Consider the following 13,649-nt stretch of genomic DNA (forward strand, 5'->3'; position numbering starts at 1 on the left):
CCTATCCGTCCGGTAACTGGCTAGCATAGCCTTTCGACCTTAGCTCCTGTAGTTTTGCGTCCTCATGTTTCCATCAGTTTGCCTTTCTCGCTGAACGAGTTGAACGATATGGGAGTTCTATGAGAATTAATTTATTCTCTTTCAAAGATTACAACATATAAATCAAAATGTCTACTTATTTAGAGATATAAATACAAATTTTTAACGCATTGCTTTTTCGAAATAATTTCAAAAAGTACGTGAATGTTACTTTTTTTGTGTTATATAATAAAAAATGTATAAATAACAAGGATTTCTTCGGGTATTTATTTAATTTTCATTCAAATTAAACTATTCGAATATATCTTAATTAATGAATTTCGGAGGTAGTTTATCATGTTTTGGCTACAATTTCTTACCTTGTTACTCTGTATTTTTATTGGTGCACGCCTAGGCGGAGTTGGTTTAGGAGTAATGGGTGGAGTTGGTATGGCAATACTCGTTTTTGTCTTCCACTTACAACCGACCGCGCCTCCTATTGATGTAATGCTCATGATTTTGGCAGTAATTACAGCTGCTGGTGCTTTGCAAGCTGCTGGAGGAATGGACTATCTTGTTCATCTAGCTGAAAAAGCATTGCGAAAAAATCCAAAGCGTATTACTTTTTTTGCTCCAATTGTTACTTATTTATTCACACTATGTGCAGGTACTGGTCACGTTGCCTATTCTGTACTTCCTGTTATTGCAGAAGTCTCTCGTGAATCAGGGATTAGACCGGAACGCCCAATGTCGATTGCCGTAATCGCTTCTCAGCAAGCAATTACAGCTAGTCCGATTTCAGCTGCCACAGTTGCTCTTTTAGCAATGTTCGCTGACTATAAAATTACCTTATTAGATATTTTAAAAGTAAGTATCCCTTCTACTTTCATTGCTTGTATGTTAGCAGCATTCGTTGCTAGTAAGATGGGAAAAGAATTAAATGAAGACCCTGAATACTTAAAACGATTAAACGAAGGAATGATTCCTAAACTTGAAGAGAAAAAAGAATTTGTAGGTGTAAAAGGCGCCAAATTATCAGTTATCCTTTTCCTAGTTGGAACCTTCCTTGTTGTACTTCTTGGTTCATTTGAAGCACTTCGTCCAGGATGGATAGTTGATGGGAAGTTAGCTCGTCTTTCCATGCCGAACACAATTGAGATGGTTATGTTAACTATCGCGGCTCTTATTATTATTTTCTGTAAACCAAATGTAGAAAGCATTGTGTCTGGTAACGTCTTTAAAGCAGGGGCAACAGCAGTTGTTGCTATTTTCGGTATCGCTTGGATGGGAGATACTTTCTTTAACGGAAACTTAAATATGATTCAAGGATCCATTCAGCATTTAGTAACAAGTGCACCTTGGCTATTTGCCATCGCGCTATTCATTCTATCTATTTTACTGTACAGCCAAGCAGCAACAGTACGTGCCTTAATGCCACTTGGACTATCCCTTGGTATTCCACCAGCACTACTGATTGCGATGTTCCCTGCAGTAAACGGATATTTCTTCATTCCAAACTATGGAACAATCGTTGCTGCCATTAACTTTGACCGTACTGGTACAACAGGTATCGGTAAATACGTATTAAATCATAGCTTTATGATTCCAGGTTTAATCGCAACATTTACTTCTATCGGCATTGGAATGCTTTTAATTTCTATTATGTTTTAAAGAAAAAGCACAAACCTTTATTTAAAAAGGTTTGTGCTTTTTTAATCAAACGTTTGTTTAAAATTTGGGGCAGTCCATTTCTCCATGTAGCACTTAAAATACTACACGTCCTTCCCTACAAACTTCTCTTTACTTCTTCAGCTAATTTTCTCGTACTTTCATACGCAGATTCAGCTAAACTAATTGCTGAAATAACTGAAACACCTTCCGCACCCGCCTCTATAACTGCCGCTGTATTTTCAATTGTAATCCCGCCAATACCAACGATTGGCACTGTAATTCCTTGTTCTCTAAAATAAGCTAATCCTTTCGTTCCTTGAACCGCTTTCGTATCTTTTTTCGTACTCGTTGGGAAAATAGGTCCAACGCCTAAATAATCTGCTCCATGTTCGATTGCAAAGCGTGCTTCTTCAATTGTATGAGCAGATACACCGATAATTTTATCTCCCATTTTTTCACGAACAGATGTAATTCCTTCATCATCTTGTCCTACATGAACACCATCTGCATCTAATTCAATGGCTAATTCTACATCATCATTTACAATGAAAGGAACACTATATTCCTTACAAAGAGTCTGCAATTCTTTTGCAAAACGCACTCTATCCTCTCCAATTAAAGAACCTTCCCCCTTTTCACGAAATTGAAAAAGTGTCACTCCACCATCTAACGCTTCTTTCAATACAGTTAAAGGATCCTTCGTGCAGTTATTGCTTCCCATAATAAAATACACTTGTAATAGGTTAGACATTTTCTTTGTTTCAATGCGCATCATGTGTTTCATCCCCCTTACTCTAACTCCTCAATCTTCCCATACTTCTCCATATCAGCTGAAGTTGTATTCGCTAATTGATTTAAAAATTCAATTTGGAAACTACCTGGCCCTTTTTCTACTGTTTTAGCAGCTGCCAGTTCTGCAGCTACACCATAAAACGTTAATGCGGCTACTGCTGCTTTTACATAATCTTTTTCAACTGCTACAAATGCTCCTATTACCGAAGTTAGTAAACACCCTGTTCCCGTAACTTTTGTTAAAATAGGATGACCATTTCGAATAAGAACAGTTCGCTCTCCATCTGTAACAACATCTTCTTTTCCAGTAATGACCGCAACTGTATTTAGTTCATCTGCTGCCTGCCTTGCAATACTTACAACATTTCCATTTCCAGTACCAGCGTCTACCCCTTTAATTTCCCATTTCTCATTAATAACGTTTGCTATTTCAGCCGCATTTCCGCGGATAATTGCTAAATCGATTTCAGCCGGAATATGTCTCGCAACTTCTGTTCGATACGAAGTTGCTCCTGCACCAACTGGATCAAATAGTACTGGCACATTGTTCACATTTGCTGATTTACCAGCGAGTAACATCGCTTCTACTTCCTCAGGACGAAGTGTCCCCATATTTAATACTAACGCTCCAGCAATGCTAGCCATTTCTGCTACTTCCTCTTTTGCATACGCCATTACAGGCGATGCCCCAAGTGCCAACAAACCGTTAGCAGTAAAATTTGTTACAACAACATTTGTAATATTATGAACTAACGGATTAGATTCTCTCACCAAATCCACTACTTTACTAATTTCTTTCATATTCATCCTTTTCATCTCCTAACTATAATGATGGGAGATACACAAAAAGACACTTTGCGCGTACGCAAAGTGCCTGAACATGTGCTTTTACACTCTCCCTACGCTGGCATTATCCAACAGGTTCAAATGGTCAATGACGGACTAGTAGTCATCCTCTCAGTTTGTATCCACAAACTCCCATGTGTTTCTTATTCATCTACTTCAAAGTCTACTCTTATTCTAGTAAAATAACAAGTTCTTTACTTTTCTATTTAATATAGGAGCAACTGATAAAGTGAAGGCTTTTACGGGCAGTTGTTCCCCCACCTAACTTATTTGCTTTCGTTGAATTTTGAGGTGGGGATCTTACTGCCCGTTAATGCGGGATAAAGTGAAACTTTAATCAGTGGGGGTTTTGTTCATTCCATTAAAAACAGCTCAAATATGGAGCGAAACTGAATCTCAAGAAGATGTATGCTATATTTAACTTATGGAAATTTGAAAGGATGTTTTTAATATGTCAAAAAGCGTTGTAATCGCTGAAAAACCTTCCGTTGCACGAGATATTGCTCGTGTACTGAAGTGTGATAAAAAAGGAAACGGCTATCTTGAGGGTAGTAAATATATTGTAACTTGGGCTTTAGGTCATCTCGTTACATTAGCAGATCCAGAAAGCTATGATGTGAAATATAAACAGTGGAATTTAGAAGATTTACCGATGCTACCGGAGCGTTTGAAATTAACGGTTATTAAACAAACTGGTAAACAATTTAATGCTGTAAAAAGTCAGCTACTTAGAAAAGATGTAAATGAAATTATTGTAGCAACAGACGCTGGACGTGAAGGGGAATTAGTCGCACGCTGGATTATCGATAAAGTTAAGCTAAATAAACCAATCAAACGTTTATGGATTTCTTCTGTAACCGATAAAGCAATTAAAGATGGTTTTGCAAATTTAAAACCAGGTAAAGCCTATGACAATTTATACGCTTCAGCAGTTGCACGTTCAGAAGCTGACTGGTATATCGGTCTTAATGCAACTCGCGCTTTAACAACTCGCTTTAATGCCCAGTTAAATTGCGGCCGTGTGCAAACTCCTACTGTTGCTATGATCGCTAGTCGTGAGGATGAAATAAAGAACTTCAAAGCACAAACTTACTACGGCATCGAAGCTCAAACAATGGAGAAACTCAAACTTACTTGGCAAGATACAAATGGCAATAGCCGTAGTTTTAATAAAGAAAAAATTGATGGTATTGTAAAAAGTTTAGATAAACAAAATACTACTGTTGTGGAAATTGATAAGAAACAGAAGAAATCATTCTCTCCTGGTCTTTACGATTTAACTGAATTGCAACGTGATGCAAATAAAAAGTTCGGTTACTCTGCCAAAGAAACATTAAATATTATGCAGAAATTGTATGAACAGCATAAAGTGCTAACGTACCCTCGTACAGATTCACGCTACATTTCATCTGATATCGTTGGAACACTTCCAGAACGTCTAAAAGCATGTGGTGTTGGAGAATACCGTCCCTTCGCACATAAAGTATTACAAAAGCCTATCAAACCTAACAAATCATTTGTTGATGATAGTAAAGTAAGCGATCATCATGCGATTATTCCAACAGAAGGATACGTTAACTTCTCAGCATTCACAGATAAAGAACGCAAAATTTATGATTTAGTTGTAAAACGTTTCTTAGCTGTTTTATTCCCAGCATTCGAATACGAGCAACTAACATTACGTACTAAAGTTGGTAGTGAAACGTTCATTGCACGCGGAAAAACAATTTTACATGCTGGTTGGAAGGAAGTATACGAAAATCGATTTGAAGACGATGATGTAACTGATGACGTAAAGGAGCAGCTTCTACCTCGCATTGAAAAGGGCGATACATTAACTGTAAAGTTAATTATGCAAACATCAGGTCAAACGAAAGCACCTGCACGCTTTAATGAAGCAACTTTACTTTCAGCAATGGAGAATCCTACAAAATATATGGATACTCAAAATAAACAACTTGCTGATACGTTAAAGTCAACTGGTGGATTAGGTACTGTAGCGACACGTGCAGATATTATCGACAAACTTTTCAACTCTTTCTTAATTGAAAAACGTGGTAAAGATATTCACATTACATCAAAAGGTCGTCAATTACTTGATTTAGTACCAGAAGAATTAAAATCACCTACACTAACTGGTGAGTGGGAACAAAAACTTGAGGCAATTGCAAAAGGAAAACTCAAGAAAGAAGTATTCATTTCGGAAATGAAGAACTATACGAAAGAAATTGTTTCTGAAATTAAATCGAGTGATAAAAAATATAAACATGACAACATTTCAACGAAGTCTTGTCCAGACTGCGGCAAACCAATGCTAGAAGTAAACGGCAAAAAGGGAAAAATGCTCGTATGCCAAGATCGTGAATGTGGTCATCGTAAAAATGTATCTCGTACAACAAACGCTCGCTGTCCGCAATGTAAGAAGAAATTAGAATTACGTGGTGAAGGTGCAGGTCAAATCTTTGCATGTAAATGTGGCTATCGCGAGAAATTATCAACATTCCAAGAGCGACGTAAAAAAGAATCTGGAAACAAAGCTGATAAACGTGACGTTCAAAAATATATGAAACAACAGAAAAAAGAAGAAGAACCATTAAACAACCCGTTCGCAGACGCATTAAAAAAATTAAAGTTCGATTAAACAAAAAGGTTCCTACCGCTCTCGGTAGGAACCTTTTTCTTAATGAATAATTTTACTTCCTTTTGCATTCTCAACAAATTTTTCACTTGATTTGTTAATTGGTGTTTTCAGTAATAACGCAGCAACGATCATAACTACTACGAAAACACTTAACACAAGTAAGTCTCTTATTACGATATCCCAAAGCATTCCGCCAACCGTTTCACGAATTGCACTAATTGCGTATGTGAACGGTAAGAACGGATAAATTGCTTGGAAGAATTTCGGTGTCATTTGAATTGGGAATGTTCCGCCCGACCCTGCTACTTGCAATACAAGTAAAATGATCGCCATCGATTTCCCAACGTTTCCGAAAATAGAAACGAGTGAGTATACGATACAAACGAAGACTCCACCAATAAATAAACTAAATAATACAAACCAGAACTTATCGACTACGTACGTACCGAGTAAGAATATATCTCCCATCGATACGATAAACGCTTGTGAAAGACCTATCGTTAAGAATGTTAATAAACGTCCGAAGTAAATTTCATGGCTCTTATAATTCGCGCCCTCTTCATGCACTTCTACCGTTAATAATGAAACCATTAATAATGCGCCTACCCATAGTGCAAGCACTGTATAGAATGGTGACATCGCTGAACCGTAGTTCGGCATCGCAAATAATTTATTCTCTTTTAAATTTACTGGATTCGCAAAGTAATCACTTTGCTTTTCAACATCGTTTTTCAATAAGCGTATGATGTCTTTTATATCTTCTTCAGATTCAAAATCACGAATTTTATTTGCTAAGTCTTTAATCTTTTTCTCAGTCTCCGGCATTTCAGCTTTAATGTCTACTAATTTCTTTCTACCGTCTACTAAGCCTTTTGATGAATCTTCTAGTAATTTTTTAACATCTGGAAGCTTTTTGTCTGCATCATTTAAAATTTGAGTTGTATTTTTCGACATCTCTTTTGTACGAGCAATTGCTGTATTGAAATTAGGTACAATTTCTGAATCATACGTCGATAATACATCTGTTAATTGAGCTGATCCGCCCTTCGCAGCATTGTTAATACTTTCAATTACATCTTTTGTAGGTTTCTGGCCATTGTTAAGAAGTGTAATTCCCTTATTCGTTGCCTCTACACCTTTTTGTAAGCTGCTTTTCGCTTTGTTTAATTTTGCGATTCCATTATTAAGGTTTTTATCACTATTTACATCCGCTAAAACCTTATTTGTACTTTCTAGAACTGGAATCATATCATCAATTAAACCGATTCCAGATTGGAATTGACCATTTAAGCTATTTAAAGCTACTTTCGTTGAATCTAAACCGTTAATACCTCTATTTTGTACATCTTCTTTTGCTTTCTGTAAATCTGCTTTTGCACCCTCAATACCATTTTTTACTTTATCGTAATCTGCTTTTGCATTATCATATACTGCATTTGCATCAACTTTGGCTTGATCGACTGTGCTAACTGCTTTTTTATAATCTGCTACAAACGTTTCATTATAATCTTTTTCAGCTTGATCAATTAATCCATTTGCTGCATCTAATTTTTGATTCGCTACATCTGTTACATCTTTCTTTACTTCTTGTCCTTTGCCAATAACATTTACAATATCTTTAATACCGTTATTTGCATTTTCCATACCTTTTTTAACATTAGTTAAGTGATTCACTCGCCCTTGGAAAAAGCTTTGACCAAAATCAGTAGTCGCCGATTTTTGAAGTTCAGTAAAGAAATTAATAAGATATGAAATACCATCTGTACCAGTTTGTAATCGTTCTGATACCGCATTTAAATCTTTCTTTGCTTGTTCTGGATCAAACTGACCATTTTGCAATCCATTTAAAACACTTTTCCCATAAGCTGTTCCTGCACGTGATGAACTTAAAACATTATTTACTGTTTGATTAATATTTTGCGCTATACTCTTATAACCATCACTATTCAACTTAGAAAGATCTGGTCTCGCTGGGAATTCAGGTAATCCATTCATTCCAGACAAGTCAGGAATATTTAGTTCTACACCTGGATTCATTAAAAAGTCAGTAAATGCAGCTGCACTATCCATAACGCCTTTTGCTGCCACTAAATCATTTCTTATCGTCCCTGGAGCATTTTTTAATGTTTGATCTTGTCTTGCAAAGAACTTATCTAAATTCGCCAATGCTTCCTGCCCATCATTTATTACACTCTCTACAACAGGTAAATCTTTTTGCGCTACTTTCACAACATCTTCTGCTCGAGTTGCATCATCTAATGCCTTATCCATGAGTGTATTCATTTCTGGGAACTGCGCTTCTAACTTAAATACAAGATCTTTTACTTTTTCGATACTTGGTAAATTTGTTTCTAAATCGATTCCAAGGTCATTGAAAATTTTAAAAATCTCACCGTTTGCTGTTTTTACAAAGTTTTTACTAATTTCTTCTGTAATACCTGATGCACCTTTTGCTGTAATCTTCGGTGCAATCGCGTTTACTTTTTCATTCACATAGTAATCCAGTTCTGGTTTTTTAGGATTTTCATCCAGAACAGTTGCAATTTTTTCAGAGAAGTCTTTTGGAATCGTAATACTTGCATAATAATCCCCACGCTCAACTCCGTAAATTGCTTGTTTTTCATCTACAAATTTCCAGCCAAGATTTTTGTTTTTCTTAAGGGAGTCTACAATCTCTTTCCCGATATTAATATCTTTCCCTCTTAAATTAGAACCTGCATCTTGGTTAGAAACTGCAATGGGAACCTCTTTTGTATTTCCATACGGATCCCAAGAAGCTTTAATGTTAAACCATGCATATAACGATGGTAAAATCATTAATCCTAAAACAATAACAATTGCAGCCCAATGTTTGGCTACATTCCGTAAATCTGTCTTATAAATACGCCAAATCTGTTTCATAGAAGTTATCACCTAATTATATATTTTTCCTTCTTTAGAAAATGATACATGCATTTTGCAATTATATCACTTTCTACATCGTGTATTAACCAAAAACGTACTATTTTTTCCCATTAACTTTCACTTACTTTATTATATAACGAAGTGAGTCAAAGTATGAATACAAAATGACCAAATCGGTTTTACATTCAATAATAACAAATATATATGAAATGTCATAAAAAATACAAGTATTTTCTCTTGGAAATACTTGTATTCCTAAAAAAAATCCTCACAGCTTTTATTCTCTGTGAGGATTTCTTCTATTATATATCCAATTGAACCTCTACACCGAAATGATCTGAAATTACATTTCTGTTTGTACCATTAAAAATAACTTTTGAAGAATGAACTTTTTTACTTTGGTTACACAATATTAGATCGATTCGCAAATTATGTTTATTTTCATCCCAACCAGCAATCTCGCCTTGGACAGTCGTTCCTTCATCCTTCTCTATTGCTAATTCATATGTGTCATACAACCCTTTTTGCATCATATACTCATAACCTTCGCCTTCCAAGCGAGCATTGTTATTAAAATCCCCCATTAAGAAGGCGAGCTTATTGCTATCTACACGCTCCATCAAACGATCGACTTGACCTTCGAATGACTCTTCTTCATCATTCCACCAACCGAGATGGCAAGAGTAAAACGTTATATTCTTACCATTATAAGCAATTGTTGTACTTACAATTTTACGCGTTTTCCAATACGTTGTATCCTCGTTTTCTGAAATGAAGAACGTATCTTCTTTTATAATATTATGCTTCGTTATAATCGCTAATCCTTCTTCATACACGTCATAACCAATATGAGAGAAATCCCAAGTAATATTGTAATCTTTTACATGTAGCGCTTTTAACTCTTCTAATAGTAAAAGTCCAAAATTATCTTCTTTCTTGTTACCGCATACATTTTCAGCTTGTATGGACTGACTTACTTCTTGCAATGCGATGACATCGTACTCTTCTTCTTGAATTACTTTAGCAAGGTATTGTATCTTTTCTATTTGATTCTCTTCTTGCCAAGAATGACAGTTTAAAGTTAGCAATTTCATATTATTACGCACCTAACATATCTTGAATGTCTGACTTTAATACGTCAGCTTTCGGACCATATACCGCTTGTACACCTTTATCTTTTACAATAAGCCCTAAAGCACCATTTTGTTTCCACTGTGCTTCTGGTGCAACAACATCTAAGTCTTTTACTGTTACACGTAAGCGTGTCATACAAGCATCTACGTCAGCAATATTTTCTTTTCCACCTAATAAATCGATAACTTTTGTTGCTAATGAACCGTCTTGTACATTTCCTGTTCCTTCTGATGCCTCATCTTCATTATCAATATAGTTACCTGCACGCCCTGGTGTTGGTAAATTGAATTTTTTAATTAAGAAATTAAATAGTGTAAAGTTAAGACCGAAGAACACTAATGAAACAATAACAAAGTTGATTAAGTCTCTTGTTAAACCTGCGTTAACCATCATTGGTGTACGAGTAATTAACTCAATAAATCCAAATGCATGAACACGTAAGTTAATTAAATCAGCTAGCGCGAATGCAAGTCCTGTTGTAATAGCATATACAACATATAATACTGGAGCAATAAACATGAACATGAATTCAATTGGTTCTGTTACACCTGTTAAGAATACTGCTAATGCTGCTGATAAAAACATTGGTTTATATTTTGCACGCTTTTCTTTATCAACGTTACGGAACATCGCAAATGCAATCCCCATTAACGCTGCTGTTGAGCCGATAACTTGTCCAGCTTTGAAACGAGCTGGTACAACGTTATTTAATAAATCGTTATATGCCTTCGTATCTCCATTTGCTAATAAATTATTTAAATCTGTAATCCATGCAAGCCATAATGGATCTTGTCCTGCTACAACTTGTCCAACTTTTGAACCAGTTAGCATCGTATATGTTCCGCCTAGCTCTGTATAGTTCATCGGAATCGTTAACATATGGTGTAAACCAAATGGTAATAATAAACGCTCTAACGTTCCATATACAAACGGTGCAACAACTGGTGCACTATCTTTTGAAGCTGCAATCCAGCGACCAAATTCATTTAACCCACTTTGGATGAATGGCCATAGAAGTGATAATACAATCGCAGTAACTGTAGACCAAAGAATTACAACGAATGGTACAAATCGTTTTCCATTAAAGAATGCTAATGCCTGTGGCAGTTTATTATAGTTATAATATTTGTTATATAGATTAGCTCCTAAGAAACCTGTGATAATCCCCACGAAAACTCCCATGTTTAATGCTGGTGCACCAAGTACAGAAGTAAAGTAATCTTTTACAAGTAAATCTCCTGCTATTACTGAAGAAACTGTCGCTTTTGAATCCGCTAACATTTGAGCGTTTACGCCAAATATAGCTCCTGTAATTCGGTTTGTTAAGACGAATGCTAATAGTGCTGCAAATGCACCACCTGCACGATCCTTCGCCCAAGATCCCCCAATTGCTACTGCGAATAAAATGTGTAGATTTGTAATGATTGCCCAACCGATGTCTTCCATTACGCGAGCGATTGTGTGAACTGCGTTAATATCCCCAGCAGACATACCAATTAACTTACCGATGGAAATCATTAAACCAGCTGCTGGCATTACGGCTACAACAACTAATAACGCTTTCCCGAACTTTTGCCAAAAATCAAAAGACGTAATTTTCATCTGTTCTTCCTCCCCTTTATTTATAACAACATAATGATTTAAATTATAATTTCTGTTCCCTTTATGAAAACGATTCCTTATGTTACTTTATTTTTATCTTTACGCAACCGTTTTCATAAATCTATTTTAATAAAAGCGTTTTCACTTTGCAATAGAAATTTATTTTTTTTCATAAAAAAAGATGCTCAAAGAGCATCCTTTTTTATTATGAAATGCGATAAACCCTTGTTTCATAAGGTTTTAAAGCAATTGTTGTTACTTCTTCATGTTCCGCAACTTCATAGTTATTTAAAAGCAAACGTTTGCGTTCTAGTGCAAATGAACCCTCATTATACACAGCTTCCTCTTTTGAGATATTACTAATTACAATGACTTTTTCATCCTGTAATGTACGTGTATATGCATAAATTTGTGGGTCGTCTTCTAAAAGTAAATCGTACGTACCATAGTTCAGTACATCGTGCTCTTTTTTCAGGGCAATCATTTTCTTATAGAAATTGAAAATAGACTTTTCTTCATTTTTTTGCTTTTCAACATTAATTTCTTTGTAATTTGGATTCATGCTAAACCAAGGTGTACTTGTTGTGAAACCAGCATTCACCTCATCATTCCATTGCATAGGTGTACGTGAATTATCGCGGCAAGAAGCCCATATAATCTCCATCATATCTTGATGTGGTACGCCCTCTGCAATTTTCTCGCGATATAAATTTTTAATTGCTACATCATCGTAATCTTCAATATTTGGTAACTGAACATTTGTCATACCAATTTCTTGTCCTTGATAAATAAACGGTGTACCATGCATAAAGAAATACATCGCTCCTAGAGCTGCTGCACTTTCACGCCAATATTGTTTATCATCTCCCCATGTTGAAACGATACGTGGCTTATCGTGATTCTCAATATATAAAGCGTTCCATCCTTTATTTTCTAATCCTTTTTGCCATTTCGTTAATACTTTTTTCAATCCTACAACATCAAGGTCTTTCTTCTTCTCTGCATCCCATAAACTTAAATGTTCAAACTGGAATACCATATTGAACTTACCTTGCTCTTCTCCAACCCAAAGCTCAGCATCTTCAATCTTAACGCCATTTGCTTCACCAACAGTCATAATATCGTACTTAGAGAATGTACTTTCTTTTAGCTCTTCTAATAAAGGTTGAATACCTTTCACATTCATATGTTTATCAAAAGATGGCACATATTTTAACTCTTTTGGATTTGGCATATCCTTGAGGCCTTCTTCTTTTTTAATATGACTGATCGCATCAACGCGGAAACCATCAATACCTTTATCAAGCCACCAATTAACCGTATCATATAGTACTTCGCGAACTTCTTTATTCTCCCAGTTCAAATCTGGTTGTTTACGTGAGAATAAATGTAAATAATATTGTTCTGTTTCTTCATCATATTCCCATGCCGAACCATTAAAAATACTTTCCCAGTTGTTTGGCTCCGCACCATCTTTACCATCATGCCAAATATACCAATCACGCTTCGGATTATCTTTAGATGAACGTGATTCAATAAACCATGGATGTTCATCACTCGTATGATTAATAACTAAATCAATAATAAGCTTCATATCACGCTTATGAACTTCATCTAGTAAAGCATCAAAGTCTGCCATTGTACCAAACTCATCCATAATATCTTGATAATCACTAATATCATAACCATTATCATCATTAGGTGACTTATACATTGGACAAATCCAAATTACATCTATACCTAAATCTTTTAAATAATCCAGTTTTGCAATAATACCTTGTAAATCTCCAATACCATCACCATTTGAATCCATAAAGCTTCGTGGATAAATTTGATAAGCAACCGCTTCTTTCCACCATGTCTTATTCATAGTCCTTCTCTCCTTTTGCATCCCATCGGAAATTTTATGCAAACGTTTTCGTAACACTATCATAACAAAATATGAACAGTTTGCAACTGTTTTCATTGAACTCTATGTAGATTCTTTATTCTTATGCTTTATTTATTTCTCACAAAGGTAAATCTCATTCTTCACCTCTCC

At 35.6% G+C, this 13,649-nt stretch carries 8 protein-coding genes and 2 riboswitches; of the genes, 2 read left to right on the forward strand and 6 right to left on the reverse strand.

Annotated elements, in window-relative coordinates; genetic code table 11:
* Positions 1-8: 8 nt before the first annotated feature.
* Positions 9-93, reverse strand: a riboswitch (cyclic di-GMP riboswitch).
* A 282-nt stretch (positions 94-375) separates the two neighbouring features.
* Entirely contained in the window at positions 376-1,689 is a 1,314-nt protein-coding gene (locus RT27_RS23645) for an anaerobic C4-dicarboxylate transporter (RefSeq protein ID WP_043937733.1), read from the forward strand.
* A gap of 115 nt (positions 1,690-1,804) precedes the next feature.
* Here RT27_RS23645 and thiE read toward each other — a convergent pair whose 3' ends face one another.
* Positions 1,805-2,464, reverse strand: coding sequence for a thiamine phosphate synthase (thiE, locus tag RT27_RS23650; protein WP_016083676.1), 660 nt, complete (start codon positions 2,462-2,464; stop codon positions 1,805-1,807).
* Between the two features lie 14 nt (positions 2,465-2,478).
* Positions 2,479-3,288 carry a hydroxyethylthiazole kinase gene (gene thiM / locus RT27_RS23655; RefSeq protein ID WP_029441507.1) on the reverse strand — a complete coding sequence of 270 codons (810 nt, stop codon included), beginning with the start codon at positions 3,286-3,288 and terminating at the stop codon, positions 2,479-2,481.
* Between the two features lie 72 nt (positions 3,289-3,360).
* Positions 3,361-3,473: riboswitch (TPP riboswitch) on the reverse strand.
* A 305-nt stretch (positions 3,474-3,778) separates the two neighbouring features.
* Here thiM and topB point away from each other — a divergent pair.
* The gene (topB, locus tag RT27_RS23660; protein WP_043937735.1) at positions 3,779-5,968 is read left to right on the forward strand and encodes a DNA topoisomerase III; all 2,190 of its coding nucleotides are present in this window, start codon (positions 3,779-3,781) and stop codon (positions 5,966-5,968) included.
* A gap of 39 nt (positions 5,969-6,007) precedes the next feature.
* On the opposite strand, the gene RT27_RS23665 is transcribed toward topB, so the two are convergent.
* The 4 genes from RT27_RS23665 to RT27_RS23680 all read right to left on the reverse strand — a co-directional run bounded on the left by RT27_RS23665 (position 6,008) and on the right by RT27_RS23680 (position 13,478).
* Positions 6,008-8,869 (reverse strand): YhgE/Pip domain-containing protein, encoded by a 2,862-nt coding sequence (locus tag RT27_RS23665; protein ID WP_043937737.1) that lies wholly within the window; start codon positions 8,867-8,869, stop codon positions 6,008-6,010.
* A gap of 305 nt (positions 8,870-9,174) precedes the next feature.
* Entirely contained in the window at positions 9,175-9,966 is a 792-nt protein-coding gene (locus tag RT27_RS23670; protein WP_029441504.1) for an endonuclease/exonuclease/phosphatase family protein, read from the reverse strand.
* A gap of 4 nt (positions 9,967-9,970) precedes the next feature.
* A complete protein-coding gene (locus tag RT27_RS23675) occupies positions 9,971-11,608 on the reverse strand; it encodes a PTS transporter subunit IIBC (protein ID WP_016117098.1) in 1,638 nt (545 codons plus the stop codon).
* Between the two features lie 205 nt (positions 11,609-11,813).
* On the reverse strand, positions 11,814-13,478 hold the full coding sequence (locus tag RT27_RS23680; protein WP_043937740.1) for an alpha-glucosidase: 1,665 nt from the start codon (positions 13,476-13,478) through the stop codon (positions 11,814-11,816).
* Positions 13,479-13,649: the final 171 nt, after the last annotated feature.

Origin of the sequence: Bacillus sp. L_1B0_5, assembly GCF_000836715.1 — a bacterium.
In the GTDB taxonomy this organism is placed as follows: Bacteria; Bacillota; Bacilli; order Bacillales; family Bacillaceae_G; genus Bacillus_A; species Bacillus_A thuringiensis_S.